Origin of the sequence: Algoriphagus zhangzhouensis, assembly GCF_900148515.1 — a bacterium.
Lineage (GTDB): Bacteria > Bacteroidota > Bacteroidia > Cytophagales > Cyclobacteriaceae > Algoriphagus > Algoriphagus zhangzhouensis.
The window spans coordinates 376,570-396,708 of the sequence record NZ_FRXN01000005.1 but is presented as its reverse complement, the minus strand read 5'-3'; the positions used below and the strand labels follow the sequence as shown (position 1 = coordinate 396,708).

General features: G+C 39.6%; 5 protein-coding genes. 1 reads left to right on the top strand and 4 read right to left on the bottom strand.

The features are described 5' to 3' along the window. Positions 1-10,013: CARDB domain-containing protein (locus tag BUF13_RS17760; RefSeq protein WP_170865154.1), on the bottom strand; the 10,013-nt coding region annotated here is incomplete at its 3' end. A 414-nt stretch (positions 10,014-10,427) separates the two neighbouring features. Here BUF13_RS17760 and BUF13_RS17750 point away from each other — a divergent pair. After that, positions 10,428-14,399, top strand: coding sequence for a hybrid sensor histidine kinase/response regulator transcription factor (locus BUF13_RS17750; protein WP_073573150.1), 3,972 nt, complete (start codon positions 10,428-10,430; stop codon positions 14,397-14,399). A gap of 919 nt (positions 14,400-15,318) precedes the next feature. On the opposite strand, the gene BUF13_RS17745 is transcribed toward BUF13_RS17750, so the two are convergent. From BUF13_RS17745 to BUF13_RS17735, 3 genes are all read right to left on the bottom strand, one after another. Beyond that, positions 15,319-15,948 carry a nitroreductase family protein gene (locus tag BUF13_RS17745; RefSeq protein ID WP_073573149.1) on the bottom strand — a complete coding sequence of 210 codons (630 nt, stop codon included), beginning with the start codon at positions 15,946-15,948 and terminating at the stop codon, positions 15,319-15,321. Between the two features lie 316 nt (positions 15,949-16,264). Beyond that, positions 16,265-17,596, bottom strand: coding sequence for a PepSY domain-containing protein (locus BUF13_RS17740; RefSeq protein ID WP_073573148.1), 1,332 nt, complete (start codon positions 17,594-17,596; stop codon positions 16,265-16,267). A gap of 14 nt (positions 17,597-17,610) precedes the next feature. Continuing rightward, a complete protein-coding gene (locus BUF13_RS17735; RefSeq protein ID WP_073573147.1) occupies positions 17,611-20,076 on the bottom strand; it encodes a TonB-dependent receptor in 2,466 nt (821 codons plus the stop codon). Positions 20,077-20,139: the final 63 nt, after the last annotated feature.

Sequence of the window (20,139 nt, the reverse complement as noted above, 5' to 3'; positions counted from 1 at the left end):
CCCAATGGGAAGATGGTCGGAGCATCGTTGGTGACTTGAACTCCTCCGCAATTGTCTCCTGATTGAGCTTCTCCCAAATCCACATTGCTTGCTTCGCAAAGTCCTGGATCAGTTCCAACAATGATATTCGCTGGAGCTACTAGGCTTGGAGCTTCAGTATCTGAAACTGTTATAGTGAAACCATTCTGAATTGTATTACCACTGGCATCCACAGCTTGGTAAAGGATCAGGTGTTCTCCCAATCCAAATGCCGAACCATTTGGCTGTCCAGTTATTTGTTGAATACTTGAACCGCTACAATTATCCAATGCTATTGGTTCGATCCAGCTGACTATTGCTGTACAATTCCCAGGATCATTTCCTACCACAATTGAGGCAGGCATATTCTCTATGGTCGGAAGGATATTATCTTTCACCATTACCAAAACCTCCTGAGAGGAGCTGTTTCCAGCGAAATCAGTTGCTGTGAATTGGAGTGGAATCCAAGTATCCAAAACAGAACAATCCAGGCTATTTTGATCCAATGTCATGGATTCAATACCGCAGCCCTCATCATAAGATCCATTATCAAAATCTTCAGCTACTAGATTTACCAGTCCAGATTCATCCAAGAACAATTCAAGGTTTTGAGTAAGCAAAGTTGGCGGAATGATGTCTTTGATTTCACCTACAATCCCATTGTCTAAAACATTGAATTCCTGAGGATCAGAGTTTTTGATTCTCGCCAAAATCGGATATTCAGGATTGACTACTGTCCAATTGATGGATTCGGAAATCCCAGATTGAAGGTCTACAAAAATCGCTTTAGTCTCAATTGGAATAGTATCGTTGTCAGTGATGTATGCGAATTCCAATTCGGCATTTGAAGCCAAATCTCCCTCATTAAATATATCCACGTGGATGCTGATTTCATCCCCTATTTTAGGACATAGATAGCTAAATGAGATATTTTCAAAATACAAATTCGGAGCTGTGCCTACCACCAAAGCTCTGGTAGCTTCATTGTTATTATAATTGACATCATTGGCCAATTGATCCGGATCAACTTGACCTTTCATAACTTTAATGCCAGCGGTAGAACTACTATAAGGTGTCGGAATAGCTACCGTAGAAATCTTTCCTGCACCCAGCCCACTTACGGAAATATCCTGACCCAGAATCTGATCATCCATCAACAATCTCAGTTTGAATGGACCAGCATCGACTACCCCGATATTTTCAAAAGACAGGAATATCTGCACCTGCTCATCCGGCTCAGGATTCAATTCAGTAGGTGAAATAAACTCTGAAAGAATTCTCAAATCAGGCTGAGGTCCTTTTACTGTGATAGATTTAGACCAGGTGTTATTTCCTTCATTGCATTCTATCCATTGATCTTCTCCATCAATTATTGCTTTCAAGACAAAGGTGCCTGACTCTGTGAATACATAAGGAATCGACACACTCACACCAGAGCCTGAATAGGAAGGCGGCACACTAGGCAGGGTCGTTTCAGCTATTTGGAAACCGTCCAATTCGAAGGCTACATTGACATTCGTTGCTGTAAAGAGACCTTTGTTTTTGACTTTCAAAGTCAGGTATTGCTGGGTATTGACAAAGAATCCACCATTCCAAACATTTCCTACCTGAATGGCCTCAAAATCAGTACACAATGGCATTTCAGCTTTATTGTCTGTTTCATAGGATTCAGCTATGGTATTTGCAGGATCCAATTGAAGCCTTACAAAATGATTTCCATAAGCATTCAAATTGGCAGGAGCGCTTATTTGGGCTGTTTCTCCTACTGCTAAGCCACCTGTCCAGATATCGTCAATGACAGTTTCAGAACCTGATTCATTGATAATCCATCGAATAGCAATATCCTCCGTGACAGGAGCTGACCCATTATTTCTAAATACTGCATTTATTTCAAAGTCCTGATTTTCAAGAGGTGAAATCGGATTGACGGTCAGATCATTGATCTGGACATTGAGGTTGGGATAAAGAACCGGAGGAGCGACATATCTTATTAATTTGGAATATTCATTATTGTCTTCCTTATGTTCTGCAATTTGTCCAGAACCGATAGGCTCGTCGACTTTGATTTCAACCAGGTGATCCTCCAGTAACTCAAAATCCAGATTAAGTGTGTAATTGATTTTTGCACAAGGTTCTAATCCCGGAAAATCCCGAATATCTACTAAGCTTCCATCCACATAGGTATTGACTGTAAAGGTATTTTCTACAGCAATGCCACCAATATTGTCCACTCTTACATAAACCTGAGTAGGCGATTCCATTTTACTGCTACTAGGAGTATAGCTTTGGCTAACTGTTAAATCCGGTGCATTTGGATAGACAGTTACATATCTGATTCTGGAATTATTGCTTTTGGATTTTTCATCCACTTGGTTGCCAGGATCTGCTACTGCCTGGAAGTAGCAATTATTCTTGTTGAAGCAATTGCCCAAAGCAGAAATCTGGGTACTGAACTCGAAGCTCAAGCTTTCTCCTGGGGCTAAGGAGCCAATCAATTCTTCTCCGAGCTGGATTTCACAATTTCTCCATTGGAAAAGGAAATTATAGGCAGTGGCATCTCCAGCGTTTGTAATCGTTGCCCTACCAGTTACAGCTTGACCTTGCAAAATTTCCAATTCATCCAACTCAACTGCGGCAATAAGGTCCGGCTTATTAGGGAATGGAATTACTTCCACTTCCATTGGAGCTATTTCCCCTGTCAATGTATAGTCCGTCACTTGACCAGAGAACATATAAGTACCCGGAACAGATGGCATTTTAAAGCTTTGGCTAAATGAGCCATCTCCCCTAGTGGTAAGGTTTACTGTTCCATTGGCCCATTGGATTTCAACAGCGGCTCCCACCACATCAGGATTTACACCATCATCAATTCCAAAATACTGAGCCAAACCATTCAGAGTCACATATTGACCTGGGTATACAGTATAAGAATTCATTGAAGCTTCCACTTCCATGCCTCCCGGTAATACATAATCACCCACCAATACAGGACGAATGGCAAAATTATTTAGCTCATTGATTTCTTGGATTTCATTTGCTTCATCGATGACAACTTTGATCGGATAGAAACCGGCTGATTCAAAGCTATATGGCCAAGAAAGATCTATGTTGGCATTTCCATTTAGAGTTGGAATGATTGTATTGAAAATCTGAATATCTCCATCGTATGCTGTGACAGAAATATTTTCTACCGGTTGGCCAGAATAATTTCTGACTCTGGCAAAAACAGTAATGGGCTCGAACGCATTTGGATTTTCATTGCTGAAACTGATATTGTTTGCAAAAATGCCCAAATCAATATCTGAATCACTAAGTGTTGGTCCTGCAATCCAATCGCTTGCCTGATCACAAGCCAGTAGGTTGGAAGCTTCCACTTTTGCCCGGAATGTGCTTGCAGGATTGAGATCTGAAATCAGAATTTGATATACTTTTCCATCTGCCAGATTTTCATCACTTGGATCCAATTCTTCCAGTATATAAGAAGTCTCAAAAGTCCCTGATGAATTTATCTCTTCCAAAATCAAGCGAGGATAACCCAAAGCAAGAGCAATCTCATCCGGGTCTGTATAGGTGATAGAGAATACAAACTCAGTTTCTCCATCTCCAAGCGCAGGACTAAAGGTCAATTCACCCAATTCGGATTGACAGGCTATTGGGAAACAAGATCCTTCATAACATGCGTAACCCTCAGGACAGGACAAATTGGAGCAAAGACTCAATAAGTCCACATCGATCACAGGATTGGACTCATTGGGAACCTGAATAGTCTGAGAATTGTAGCTGGTAAGGCTAAATATCAAATCCCCTATCACCTGAGCCTCGATATTGTATGTACCATCTGGCGCTGTAAACACAGTCGTATTTCCATCTCCAACAGCTACCCCTTGTAATGGAGTCAGTGAATCTGCATCTCTTACTGTTCCCGTTACAGTTACAAATTTTGGAAAACAAGACCCTTCATAACATTCATAACCTTCTGGGCAAATCACTCCGGAACAAGGATCTTCTTGAAGATAACATGATCCTTGATAGCATATATAGCCATCAGGACAAGTGATGTTGTAGCATGGATTTGAAATAAGATCTACATCGATCACTGGTGATTCCTGATCTGGCACCTGGATACTTTGCGTTTCATAGCCTTCCAATTCAAAGCTTAAGTTTGTCAAAACTTGAATCTCGATGCTATATGTACCTTCGGAAGACGTGAAAACTGTTTCACCACCATTGCTGACAGCCACATCTGCCAAAGGACTTGCTGTATCAGCGTCACGAACTGTTCCTGTTACCGTTACAAATGTTGCAAAACATGAGCCTTCATAACAGGAATATCCAATCGGACAGGTTACACCTAAACATGGATCTTCTTCAGGATAACAAGAACCTTGATAACATACAAAGCCTTCCGGACAAGTGGAGTTAAAGCATGGGTTTTCAAGATCTATATTAATAATTGGAGCTGATTCATCCGGAATTTCGAAACTTTGACTTTGATACCCTGTCAATTCAAAAGTTAAATCAGTAAGGACTTGGGCTTCGATGCTATAGGTTCCATCTGGGGCAGTATAAACTATCATGGCGCCATTTCTGACAACCACATTTTCCAATGGAGCGGCAGTATCGGCATCCCTGACAGTGCCTGTAACCGTCACAAAAGTTGCAAAACAGGACCCCTCATAACAAGTATAACCAGGAGGGCAGGTCACATTGTAACATGGGTTTTCCAGATCAACATCTATCACCGGTGCTACCTCATCCAGCACTTCAATACTTTGACTTTGATATCCTGCCAGTTCAAAAGTCAAATCAGTTAGCACTTGGGCTTCTATGCTATAAGATCCGTCAGAGGCAGTAAATACTGTAATTCCTCCATTGGTTACGGCTACATTTTCTAATGGAGTGGCTGTATCAAGATCACGGACTGTTCCAGTGACTGTCACAAAAGTGGCATAACAGGACCCTTCATAACAAGTGTAGCCAGGAGGACAAACGACACCCCAGCAAGCATCAGCGATCAGCTCTGCATCTATAATTGGATTTGATTCATCCAGAACTTCGAAACTTTGACTTTGATAACCAGTCAATTCAAAAGTTAAATCAGAAAGGACTTGGGCTTCGATGCTATAAGTTCCGTCAGGAGCAGTAAATACAGTAGTTCCTCCATTGGTTACAGCCACATTATCCAATGGAGCGGCAGTATCTGCATCCCTGACAGTGCCTGTAACCGTCACAAAAGTGGCAAAACAGGAACCTTCATAACAAGTATAACCAGGAGGGCAGGTCACATTGTAACATGGGTTTTCCAGATCAACATCTATCACCGGTGCTGCCTCATCTGGCACTTCAATGCTTTGACTTTGATATCCAGTTAGCTCAAAAGTCAAGTCAGTCAGCACTTGGGCTTCTATGCTATAAGTCCCATCAGGGGCGGTAAATACTGTAATTCCTCCATTCGTTACGGCTACATTTTCTAATGGAGAGGCTGTAGCAAGATCACGGACTGTACCTGTGACCGTCACAAAAGTGGCAAAACAAGATCCCTCGTAGCAGGTATAGCCAGGTGGGCAAACGACACCCCAGCAAGCATCAGCGATCAGCTCTGCATCTATAATTGGAGTTGATTCATCCGGTACTTCGAAACTTTGACTTTGATAACCTGTCAATTCAAAAGTTAAATCAGAAAGGACTTGGGCTTCGATGCTATAAGTTCCATCAGGAGCAGTAAATACAGTTGTTCCTCCATTGGTTACAGCCACGTTTTCCAATGGAGAGGCAGTATCGACATCCTTAACAGTTCCTGTAACTGTCACAAAAGTTGCAAAACAGGACCCCTCATAACAAGTATAACCAGGAGGGCAGGTCACATTGTAACATGGGTTTTCCAGATCAACATCTATCACCGGTGCTGCCTCATCCGGCACTTCTAGGCTTTGACTTTGATATCCTGCCAGTTCAAAAGTCAAATCAGTCAGCACTTGGGCTTCTATGCTATAAGTCCCATCAGGGGCGGTAAATACTGTAACTCCTCCATTGGTTACGGCTACATTTTCTAATGGAGTAGCTGTATCAAGATCACGTACTGTTCCAGTGACTGTTACAAAAGTGGCATAGCAAGACCCCTCGTAGCAGGTATAACCAGGAGGACAAGTCACATTATAACATAGATCCGGAATGACTTCAACTAAAACTGATCTTTCAACTTGGCAGCCATTCTCACCTGTAATCACAACGGTAAAGGTGGTAGTTTCTGTAGGCTGAACAGTGATTTGAGAACTTGATTCTCCTGTGCTCCACAAGTATGAAAGTCCACCACTTGCTTCCAAAAGGAGAGATTCACCTTGGTTAATGCTTGTATTTGGCGTAATTGATGTAACTAAATCTGCATAGTTTTCAACCTCAATTTGGATCATATCATTTGAAGGATCCAAATCGTCTTCAATCATCAAATTCACTTCAAATTGATAGACTTGATCTATTGATAAGTCTGCCAATTGATTAAATGTAAATGTGTAGGTTCCATTAGAAGGAATCAAATCAATCTGGGATAATTCTTCAATGACTGGATCTCCACCATTGATAGAATAGGACAATTTGATATAGTCGACGGGATATTCAGTCAAATTGGAAATCTCAACCTGTACTTCCTCTCCACTACTTAATTCACAATCAGACAATGGATTGATCAAAGTAGTCAAGGCAAGATCAATAGGTGTCAATGTTTCTTGAGAAGAAGTGTAAGCAGGAGCCAGATAGAGCTCTCCCGATGCAGACATCGCATATTCAAAAAATGCGAGGTAATAAACCGTTCCTGCTGAGAGTCCTTCCAGAAGGAAGGTTTCATCGGAACCCTGATAGATTACAAAATTTCCATTGCCTATTTCATCACCCCATGCGAAATGGCCATTGGAATTATACGAAGTAAAATCTGAAGGTCCGGCATCTACCGGGCTTCCTGCTTTTGCCAATACTATTCTGCCAGAGCCATTCCCTTTTGTAAAATCTACTGTAAAGGAATCGTTTGTAATCTGACTAAATGAAGCATTGGAAGTTTGAACCGTTGGTCTTTCACCATAAGTTTCCAAAGAAAACTGATAACCTGGCCTTAAATACATTTTGGCAGATGAGCCATTATATTCGAAAAGGGCAAAATGATAGTTGGTACCAGGTTCTAGATTGGTGATGTTCACAGCGTTACCAGAACTTGAATAGAGGACGTAATTGCCTGTTCCTATTTCTCTTTGCCCAAAAACTGAAGAGCTGCTATAACTACTTAAGTCTGAAGGCTCAACATTTACAGGGCCATCTTTTCTACCTAATAAAATCCTATTTGATCCATTCCCTTTGGTCCAGGAAATATTGATACTGGTATTGCTGCGGCTACTTGTGAAAGCAGAGCTTGACTGAACGGTTGGTGTTCCTAAAGTAGCCTGAAATGCTTCCAAGTAAGGATCAATTAAATAATATTGACCATCTCCATTGTGCTCGAAAATTGCGAAGTGATACTCTGTCCCTGGGATTAATCCATACAACCAGCTTCCTGAGCCAGTGCCTTCATAAACCACAAATTCATCTAATGACACCTCTTGACCAGATCCAAATGTAGTGCTTCCAGAATAGGTTTGACCATCTTCGGGTGTAAAGGTTACTGGACTTCCTGCTTTGGCTATTACAACCCTTTTGGTTCCATTTCCTTTCGTGAAACCATAGTAGAAGCGATCACCATCCACATTGCTAGTGTAAAAATTACTAGCTGGAACTGTCGGAGCAGTGCCTGTCAGTTGATTTCCACTTAGGCCAGGACGAAGGTATAGCCTTCCATTATTGCCTCGATATTCAAAAATCTTAAAATGATAAGTCCTATTTGGATCGACATTACTCAGGGTCATAGAGCTTCCGCTTCCATTAAAGACCACATAATTTCCATCACCTAAACTGGATCCTGATCCAAAACTAGAGCTAGGACTGTAGTTTGTAAGATCTTCGGGTTCTACATTGACCTCTGAATCTGGTCTGGCAATAATAGTTCTACCCCAACCATCTCCATTTGTCCAGGATAATCCGATTGAATTTCCTGTTACATTGGAAAATTGCAGATTGCTTACCTGAACGGTTGGTCTGTTGATGGTACTTTGACTTCCTGTCAAATAAGGGTTCTGCAGGTAATCTCTTTCAGCTCCTGTGCCATTGGATTCAAAAACCGAGAAGTGATAAGTCGATTCGGTTTGCAACCCGTATATCCAGCTTCCTGAAGAAGTACCCTCATACACCACAAATTCTCCAGCCGAAACCTCCTGCCCTGAACCAAAGGTCGTACTCGCTGTATAGGTCTGTCCGTCCTCTGGTACAAAGCTTACTGGACTCCCCAATTTTGCAATCACCAACCTTCTTGTTCCATTTCCAGCAGAAAAACCATAGAAAAAGCGGTTACCATCTACATTACTCGTGTAAAAATTACTAGCTGGAGTCGTTGGCTCTGAAGCAGTAAGTTGACTTCCTGTTATGCCAGGTCTAAGATATAGCCTACCATTATTTCCACGATATTCAAAAATCTTGAAATGATAAGTCCTATTTGGGTCCAGATTACTCAAATTCAAAGAACTACCCCCTCCATTGAAGACTACGTAGTTTCCATCACCCAAATTGGAACCTGCACCAAAACTGGAACTTGGGCTGTAATTTATAAGATCCTCAGGCTCTATATTTACTTCAGCATCTGCCCTCGCTATAATGATTCTACCCCATCCATCTCCATTGGTCCAGGACAAGCCTATTGAGTTACCTGTCACATTGCTAAATACCAAGTTGCTTGTCTGTACAGTTGGTCTATTGATTGTACTTTCGATTCCACTCAAATAAGTACTTTGCAAGTAGTCTATCTGTGTTCCACTTCCATTTGATTCAAAAATCGAGAAATAGTAAGTCGATTCAGTTTGGAGACCATATAGCCAACTTCCTGATGAAGTGCCTTCATAAACTACAAATTCTCCAGTTGCCACTTCCTGCCCAGAGCCAAATGTGGTACTTCCAGTATAGCTTTGTCCATCTTCAGGCACGAAGCTTACAGGGCTCCCTAATTTTGCAACCACTAACCTCCTTGTTCCATTTCCGGCAGAAAAACCATAGTAAAAACGGTTGCCATCTACATTACTCGTATAAAAATTACTTGCTGGAACAGTTGGTTCCGAACCTGTTTGCTGACTTCCACTAAAGCCAGGTCTTAAATAAACCCTTCCACTATTCCCTTTGTATTCAAATATTTTGAAATGGTAGGTTGTATTTGTAGCTAGGTTGCTCAAATTCATTGTACTTCCTGTCCCACTATAGACAACAAAATTCCCATCACCCATATCCGATCCCAATCCGAAATTTTGGCTGTAGCTATAATTGACCAGATCCTCAGGTTCAACATTTACTTCTGCTCCAGCTCTTGCAATAATAGTCCTACCCCATCCATCACCATTGGTCCAGTTCAAATTCATGGAGTTTCCTGTCACATTGCTGAAAAGCAGGTTACTGGCCTGAACAGTAGGACCACTGATAGTGGTTACTTCTCCCAATAAAAAATCAGAAGTGAGATATTCTGTAGAAAAATCAATTCCGTTATATTCTACAATTTTTAAATAATAAGTGGTTGCTGGGCTAAAACCATAGAGCCAAGTACCTGATGAGGCTCCGTCATAAACAACGAATTGCCCCGGAGCTATTTCATTTCCCAAGCCAAAATTCCCGGGAGTATAATCCACTCCATTGCTTGGCGAAGCAGTTACAGGATTTTCACTTGCAATAATGATTCTTTTCTGTCCATCACCTGCTGAGAATGAAACATAGAAGGTACTACCATCTATATTTGAAACAGAAAAATTGCTAGAGGGAACAGTTGGTGCTTGGGCGAAAAGACTAAGTACAGGAAGTAAAAAAAGTAAGGTGAAAAAATAAATAGACTTGCTAAAAGTCCCATGATTAAATAGGGAGCATCGCGACTGCAGTTCAAACATTTGAATACGCTTTGACTGAATTGCAGTTTTCAAAAAGGACCTGAAAAATTGAAAAGCAAGAAAAAGGCTGGGGTAATTTTTTTCCATATAATGAGTTGATAAACAATAGAATCAAAAATGCCAACAATGGCTGTCTTTCGATTTCAATCATGTATCAATTCATAGCACTATTGTAACAAACTGGTCCAAACGCTAAAAAAACTAGTCCTAGGCTAATCAAATACACATTTAGAACGAATTGGATTACAGTCCTAAGGAGCCTCTTTGTCAAAAGGGAGAATCAAAGAAAAGTCAAGATTTAACTATTTATATTTTAATTGAATTAAAAAAAGATCAAACTATTCCAGAATACTGGAATTCAGTTTATTTTAAGTCTTCCTTAATGGATTTTTTTATCACCTATTTCATCTGGAAATGAATCAATTTCTTTCAAGGCTGAAGGTCACTCTCCTGCTCCTTTGGTCTCTTTTTGCATTTATTCAAAAAGGCAAAAGTCAAAGTGACATTTCCTTTAGACAGCTCTCGGTCAATCAAGGATTGTCACAAAATAGTGCCGTGTCAGTGACTCAAGATCAAGAGGGATATTTGTGGATTGCCACGCAAGACGGACTCAACAAATATGATGGCCGTCAATTCACCATATTCCCCAAAAAGTTCAGTGACATCACCCAGAAAAATCAGTTGGTTTTGGGCAAAGTTTTGGCTGATAAAAACCATAGAATTTGGATAATTCCAGACAGCCAGAATCCAGAGGTTTTAAGGCCTGGAAAAATCGAATTTGAACCTATTTCTGAAATCCTAGGAGCAACTTACATCTTTGAAGATACGGAAGACGCTATTTGGATTGCAACTCAATATGGGCAGCTATTTAGATGGAATGAAAAGTTAGATTTTCCTGAATTGCTTTTTTCAAATTCGGAAAGTGACTTGGTACATATCTCCCAATTCGATAAAGATTTTCTGATTCTCACTTTTACGGATTCTGTCTACCTTTTTGACAAAAATACTTTTGAATTAAAGACTCTAATTTCCTCAGATATACAAGGCTTATTTTCTGTCTCCCAATTGATTCCAAATGGGCAGGTTTTAATGGGTACTCTGAATCAGGGACTTTGGCTTTGGGATCCGACTGAGGAAAAAATCGAGAAATTTCAAGAGGCAATCGGATTGAAAGTCGATCCCATTCAGCAACAAATGGTTTTGGATATTCTAGTTGACTCAAAAGGGAAAGTCTGGATAGCAACCTATGGTGCCGGAGCATATTTATTGGATTTGGAAAACCCAAGTATGGTTCAATTTTCAAATTTCAAACAAAATCCAAGATCTCTCCACTACAATGATATCCTGTGCCTGTTTGAGGACTATACCAAAACTGTATGGCTGGGAACTGATGGTGGAGGATTGAGTTTTTACGACTCCTATCTGGAAAAATTCAATTTTTACCATAACAATCAGGTGCCTGAAGACATAAATATCGATGTGGTCAGATCCATTTATGCGGACTCATCGTTTATCTGGATCGGAACATCAGGCAAAGGCCTAACTCAATTTGACAGAAAGGACCAAAGTTGGAAAACTTTCAAGGCAGCCAATTCTGGAAAACAAAGCCTACAAGGAAATCGAATTATGAGCCTTTTCAAAAATGAAAATGAGCTTTGGATAGGTTACCAAGGTGATGGGATGAGCATTTATGATCTAAAGACAAAGACTTTTAGACATTTTGGACTCCAAACTTCCCCTAGCCTACCTGCTCGGACAGTTTGGAAGATTTTCAAAGACGCACAAAACAGAGTTTGGCTATGTACACGAAATGAAGGGCTATTTCAATTTGATAAGAACCAAGGAGTGGTTCAAAGCTTTCAGTACAATGCAGGAGAAGAAGGATCGATCCCAGAAAATAATATCAGAGATATTATTCAAGTCAATGAAAATGAATTCTGGATCGGGACAGAAAATATGGGAATTGCCAAACTGGATCTGTCCTCAGGTTTATTTTCTTCAATTCCAGCAGAAGAAAATGAAATCAGTTCAACTAAGATTAAATCCCTCTATTTAGGTCCAGAAAATTACTTGTGGATAGGCACCAATGGTTCTGGTTTGAATAGGTTGAATTTGGAAACTTGGGAAAATAGAGTTTTCGACACCAAATCAGGTTTGGCTAATGATGTAGTCTATGGGATTCTGCCAGACGAGTTGGGAAATCTATGGCTAAGTTCTAACAGAGGAATTACCCAAATAAAGCTTCAAGGAAATGACAATTATGCAATCTTCAATTACAATAATTACGATGGCTTAGCAACTGAATTCAATACCGGGGCCTACTTTAAAGATCAGCAAGGATTACTCTATTTCGGTAGCTTAGAAGGTCTATATTGGTTTCAGGCTAAAAACATTGAGTTGAATTCAACTCCTCCGAAAACAGTGGTTTCAGGACTTCAGGCATTTGACAAAACCGTCGATATTGGAAGAAAAATCAAAATACCTTATGATCAAAACACCTTGACTTTCACCATATCAAGCATGTTTTTTTCATCCCCTGGGAAAAACCAATTTCAATACAAACTTGATGGGTATGACAAGGATTGGAACTTCAACGGGAATAACTCCATCGCCAGATACACTAACTTACCTCCTGGGGATTATACATTTTTGGCTAATTCAAGCAATTATGATGGAATATGGTCGGAAACCCCAGATCAGATTAAGTTTACCATTGCCCCGCCTTGGTATGGAAGCATGCTGGCAAAGTTCCTGTATTTCGTATTGTTTGTTCTCTTGATTTATTGGACTTATCAGTATTTGGTATGGAGATTCAAAATTCAATTCGAGCTTAAAAGTAAGAATGAGGAAGCGCAAAGACTGCGAGAGATGGACCAGTTCAAAACTTCCTTTTTTACCAATATTTCCCATGAATTCAGGACTCCTTTGACTTTGATCATGGGACCAGTTCAAAAGTTATTAGGACAGACGGAAAACCCACAAGTCAAATCTCAACTAAATCTGATCCAACAAAACTCTATTCGCCTCCTTAATTTGGTAGATCAGCTTTTGGAAGCTTCCAAATTGAAGTCAGGCAGGATCAATTTAAAAGTCAGAAAAGGAAACTTGAGTCTTCTTCTACAGACGCTAGTTATCAATTTCTACTATTTGGCTAATGAAAAAGGCATGAACCTCATTTCGAAAGGGCCATTGATCACCGAGGTATGGTTTGATGCAGATAAGATTGAAAAGATTGTTGGCAACTTGCTTCAAAATGCGATCAAATATGGAAAAGCAAAGTCTGATATCCATTTGAATTGGAAAGCAGATGGATCGCAACTGCTATTACAAATCAAGAATTTCTCAAGTCAATATTACTCTGAATACGAAAAAGAGCTCCTTTTTGAAAAGTTTTTCAAGCCAGACCCGAAATCGGAAGGATTTGGATTGGGACTTCCTTTGGTGAAAGATTTGGTAGAACTTCACAGAGGGCAGATCACATTGCAAATCCCAGAGGGCAACCTATTTGAGATTTCTATTTCTATTCCATTGGACAGGTATAGTTATGACTCAGAAGAGATTTGGGAAGAATCAAATTCCATATTGGAAAAGAAGCGAATCACAGGCAAAAAATCTACTGGAAGCACAGAAAACCTTATGATTTTGCTGGTGGATGACAATCAATCAGTGCGGGAATTTTTGAATCAGGAACTGGAAGAAAACTATACCATTCTTCAGGCAGAAAATGGAAAAGAAGGGATTGATATAGCTTTGGATAAAATCCCGGACCTGATCATTTCTGACATTATGATGCCAGAGGTAGATGGTCTTCAACTATGTGAAACCCTAAAAAATGATGAAAGGACCTCCCATATCCCGATCATTTTGTTGACAGCCAAAATTGAAGAGGAAAATAAAATCAAGGGATTAAAAGTCGGTGCAGATGACTACATCTACAAACCTTTCACGACCAATTCCCTTCTGATTCGAATTCAAAATCTAATAGACTTAAGAAGAAATCTAAGAAATCGCTATTCAGGGAAAACCAAAATCAGTCCTAAAGAATTGGCTGTAAGTTCATCAGAAGAAAAATTCCTTCAGAAAGTCCAAAAAATAGTGGATAATGAGCTGATGGATGTCAATTTCACCATTGAAGATTTCTGCAAAAACATAGGCATGAGCCGAATGCAGCTTCACCGTAAACTCACTGCGATTACCGGACTCTCTACTTCGGCATTTATCCGGGATCAACGTCTAAAAAAGGCAGAACAAAAATTAAAATCGGGAGATGAAAACATCTCAGAAATCGCCTATTCTGTGGGATTCAGTTCACCATCCTATTTTATCAGATGCTTTAAGGAAACCTATCATATGACTCCAAAGGAGTATCAGGAAACCAAAAAATAGAACCTGGCTTTAGGCTATGGTTTGATTTTTTGGAGGTAGTTGCTAGAAGATTAGGAGATTAGAGAGAAGAGATTGTAGAATAAGTAAAAAGGCTAAAATCAGAAAGCTGAAAACTCTAAAGGGGATTGGTGGATGAGAGTTATTGGGTTAGTGGTTATTAGTCCATAGACAATAGTCCTTGGTCCATTTTTGGAGGTTGAAAGATAATTTAGAAGGCTAAAATTTGAATAGTCCTAAAGGGGCTTAACCTTGAATAGGCCTACCAAAGGTAGACAGGTCTGGGTTTTAACCCAGGTTAAAAGAGAATAAAAGTCCATTTCCCTCGGCCCGGAGATTTGAATTGACTACGAGGATTGATGCCGAGGAGGGGACGCAAGCAGTGAACAGTGGTCAGTTTGTAAATAGTAAAAAGTAAGTGAAAATTGGTCCACAGTCTATAGTCCATGGTCCATTGTTGGAGGTTGAAAGATAATTTAGAAGGCTAAAATTTGAATAGTCCTGAAGGGACTTAACCTTGAATAGGCCTGGGTTTTAACCCAGGTTAAAAGAGAATAAAAACCATTTCCCTCGGCCCGGAGATTTGAATTGACCTATAGACATATTGCCGAGGAGGAAACGAAAACATCTTTTCTTTAACCTTTTAATGGGTCTATTTTGGAGTTGAAAACTCCTTAGATAGAGGTTCTAGATTGCAAATCTAGAACAGCTAGAAAGCCCTTATCTTTTAAAAACATATTTTTTGAATGGGCTAAAACGCCATTCCTATTCAATGAGGATATCGGTTGGTGAGAACTCTCATAGCAATCGAGATCTCGAAAAACGGAAATGATTAACCTCAGGGCTAAACAATTACCAAATTTTCAAAACAAAAAAAGCGACTTAGAAACTCCAAGCCGCTTTCTGGTCAACACTCAATCTATTATATCTGGGTTATTAACTCTTCTTTTGGGGTCCTTACCTTTTTCATATTGACTAACCAATCTTTGGTTTCATCTCTATATCCTAAAGGCAGAACAATGACACTTTTCAAGCCTTTTTCCTTTAGGTTCAATACTTCATCCAATCCTTTATTATCAAAGCCTTCCATTGGTGTAGAATCTACTTTTTGCTCCGCTGCTGCTACCAAAGCACTTCCTAGTGCGATATAAGCCTGCTTGGCAGCATGGGTAAAGTTTTCTTCCTGCGATTGAGCTTGGAACATTCCCAAAAGCCTGGTTCTGTAGGCATCTGTTGCACTGTCATCCAAACCTCTTTCAATGTTGTTTCTTTTGAAGACTTTGTTCACTCGCTCCTCTGTATATTGATCCCAGGCAGCAAATACCAACACGTGGGAAGCATCAGTGATTTGACTTTGGTCATAGGCTACTTTTCTGATTTTTGCTTTTACTTCTGGATCGGTAATCAATAGGACTTCGTAAGGCTGAAGGCCAGAGGAAGAAGCACTTAATTGGATGGCATCTAGGATATAATCAACTTTTTCTTGAGGAACTACTTGGCCATTCATGGCTTTGGTAGCATATCTCCATTTCAAATTTTGTAGGACGTTCATAATGTTGGTTCTTAAATATAGACATTAAATGTATATACATCAGAAAATCAAAAATGAACTGAAAAGGTTCCAAACCCAAAAGCATTTTTTTTAAGACCAGCCCCTTTTTTATAAAAAAAAATTAATGAGTCTAGAATATGAGCCACAAATAAATCCTCATAGCTTTTAGGGCTGGAAGACCGATGTCCGATGACGGATGCAAACTGGATCTAGACCTTCCTGCAGCTTTTAAGCAATCCAAAACTCAAAAGAATTGAATACGAAAATTCCTACTCTGGTTTTAAAAGTAAATCTTTACCAATTCTTGAAGAGAAGACTAAACTGATTGAAGTTTTTTAGAAGACTTTTCTAAATCTTCATTTACAAGCCTTCGAAGTTTAAAATCAAACACAAACCAGGTAACAAAAATCAATACTCCTAAAATTCCTGATACAATTAGGATGGATTCCCAAGACACTCCATAGCGCATAATTAAGAAGTAATACATATACCCTGTAATCAGCATTCCCAATCCCCAATTGACAAATCGCCAAGCTCCCATCACGGGTTTTATATTCGCTATAGACTTTTGAATTGCTTGTCTTTTCAAAGCAATCCAAATCCCTGTTAGTATTAGACCACAGATTGAAGCTCCTCCCAAAAACCAAAGGATTTTTGTTGTCAATCCTCCCCATTTCCCAAAATGAATAGGATCAGCAATATCATTGAGGTACATGACCGTTGATATTTCCTCAGCCTTTTGAATCTGGACAACTTTCTTTTCAAAAGGGTCCACATAAACTCTATTGGACCTTTTTCTAACCAAAGGAACATCGCTTTTCCCTCGGATATATATCGGATCATTCAGGGTCTTGCCTGGCACAATCCCTCCAATTTTTAAGTTAGGGATTTCTTTATGGGCCAATTGAGCCGCTAATTCATAATCTAGCTGAAAGTGAAAATTACCGTGATTTATTACAGAATCCTCAGAGCCTAGAATTTTGGGAGCTTTAGGATTAGCCAAATCTGAAATCCCCGCCGTATTGGTTCTTTCTAAGAAATACCAGATTCCAGTGATCGTAATTAGAAATGCAAAAGGCAAAGACCAAAGGCCTACCACACGATGGAGGCTTCTAAAAAACACCAGTGGATTCTTTCCTTGCTTCAATTCTAAAAACTTCTTCCACCATTTTTTATAAAATACCAAGGCTGAAATCCAGGCTATCAAGAGGAAAAACGCAAAAACAAGGACTATGAAATACCCGATTTGGTAAAAGGGCATAAACAGGTAATAATGAAAATCTCGGAAAAACCTTTGAAAGGTCACAGGGGTACTTCCTGTGACCTTTCCGGAATAGGGATCTACAAAAACATATTTTCGATAACCTCCAACTTCCACATAGACAATGTCATTGAGATAAGGCTCATCGGCCATTACCCAATAAGTTAATTTGCCATCAGGATAGGACTGTTCTATTGATTTGACGATCGTATTATAAGAAACTCTTTCCCCAGCCCCACTAGCTCTCAAACCTGGATAAAACAACCAGTCCATTTCATTGCTCAGGGTAGCCATTGTTCCAGAAAAGCAAACCAAAAAAAACAGGATGCTTACTTTCACTCCTACCCATGAATGGATTTGAAAAAAGAGTTTCTTATTCAGTTTCAATTTCTCCTTGCGTATTAAAAGGTGTATGAAACAGTGGTCATGATTGATCTTGGGCTTCCAGGGAATGCACGAAGTACATCATATCCGCCTACCCAATGAGTTTTATTAAGCAGGTTGTTTGCATTGACTTGGAACTGCACTTTCCCCATTTGGTAATAAACAGCAGCATCCACAATGCCATAAGATGGAAAGACATCTGGCTGATCTGCAGAAACGATAGATCCATATCTCTCAGAGACGTAATTATATCCCAATCCAACTCCTAAACCTGAGAAAGAACCTTGCTCAAATACATATTTGGACCAAAAATTAGCAGAGTTTCGAGGAGAATTCGGCTTTTGTCTTCCGATTACCGCCTCATCATCTGCCTGAGTAATCTTAGCATCATTGAAAGCATAACCTGCCACAATTGACCAGTTAGGAAGAATATTTCCAGTCAAATTCAATTCAACGCCTTTGGATTGTTCCTCTCCAAGCTGAACCAATAGTTCTGGGTTCTCAGCATTATTGGCATTGTAAAGCCCACCACGTTCTACAATTTGATATAGAGATAGTGTTCCAGTCACTCTTTTGTTAAACCATTCAGATTTAGCGCCTACTTCTATCATTTCACTAGTCAAAGGATCAAAAGGTCCACCTGCATCTGGATTGATGATACCTGCAGCTTCTTGTGGTTGATAGCCTTTTACCCATGTTCCATAGAAGTTGATACTAGGATTAAGCGTATATACCAATCCAACTCTTGGTAGCAAAGCATCTTGCTTCACTTCCACTTCCTCCGAACTATTATAATCCAACAAATCTTGGAAATACTCTTGACGAAGCCCTAGCAAGATTTTTAGTGGCCCAATTTCAGACTGGTTCTGAATATAGACTCCGTGAGTTTGTTGCAAATACTGATTATAAGTTCTGGTAGTGTAGAGGTATTTGCTCATATCTCGAAGTCCATTGGCAACTGGAGAAGTCAAATCAAAATGAGACACGTTAGTTGCTGGATTTCCAGATTCATCTAGGATATAATTATCTACATTGGCTACTTTGAAACTATTGGTGGTACCTCCATTTTTTAGCAAATAAGTCTGCGCCTCTAGTTGAGAACCGCCAGGAAGCAATTCTTGTCTAAAATAATCATACCCTACCAAAGCGGTATTCTTGATTTTTCCTAGCTGATATTTTGCATTGATATAATTATTGAATGCATTATTGTTCCAAGTTCTTTTTCTAATAAACACCCTCATTGCAACTTGGGTATCATCAAAAGAACCATCCCCTAGTGCTGCAAATTGATTGGAAGTACGGTGCTCTAGCAAATCTTCAGAATAACTAGACAGCTGATAGGTACTATTCAAACTGATATTTTCTGAAAAATTATGGCGAAGAGAAACCGTAGAATTCAATGTAACCTCGTTGAGATAATCATTCATGGCACTCAATGAAGTGGTAATTGGAGTAGTAGTTAAATCTCTATTACCAAAGGCTGCCTGACCTCTATCCAATCTTCCTTTTGAGTCCTGATATACCAAGTCAAAATTCAAACTGGTATTGGCTGTAGGAAGGAAGGCAAAAGACGGAGCAATCACCAAATTCTTTTTAAACTGAAGGTCACGGAACCCATCAGAATTCTCATAACCTAGATTCAATCTGTAAAGCAATTTCTTATCCTCTGTCATTGCGCCTGTAAAATCCGCCAAAGCTCTTACAGTATTGAAGCTTCCCACAGAAGTAGTAATTGACTTTCTGTTTTCTGCCAAAGGTTTTTTGGTTACTCTATTGATAGAACCACCCGGAGAAGCATTGCCAAAAAGGGCAGATGCTGGTCCTTTGATCACTTCTACTCTTTCGATATGAGGGATTAATTGTGGCTTCCAGAAACTGGTAAACGTTCTCATACCATTCAAAAGCGTTCCAGAATTCCTTTGTCCTTGGATTCTAAACCCGCGGATAGTGATATCATTGTAAAAAGTAAATTGATTTACTCCAGGCACATTTTTCACCACATCATTCACTGTGAAGGCAACTTGATCCAAGATCAATTCTTTGGTTACAAAATTGATTGTAGAAGGAACATCCTTTACCAAAGAAGCTGTTTTGGTCGCCGAGAAAGTTTCTTTATTATCATAGCCCACTTCTCTTCTACCTGTAATCTCTACAGTTTGCAATCCTAATTGACTTTCATTTAAAACAAATTCAATTTTCGTTTGCTCACCTTTAAGGATCTGAACCTGCTTTGATACCGGTTCAAACCCGATCATAGAAGCGGTCAAAACAACTGATTCTTGACCAACACCATCAATTGTAAATTTCCCCTCCGAATTAGAGATTGCTCCTTTGGAGCTATTTTTTATCAGGACATTGACAAACTCAAGAGGACTCCCATTTTGATCAGTAACTTTTCCTTGTATTGAACCGGTTTGTGCAAGAACCGAATTGATAAATAGAACGAATAGAATAGATAATAAGAAAGGGTAAGGATTTCTCATTTTTATTTAGATTGATTTTAAACAGCCGCAAAACTAAAGCACAAAATGTTTCTAATCTAGTTT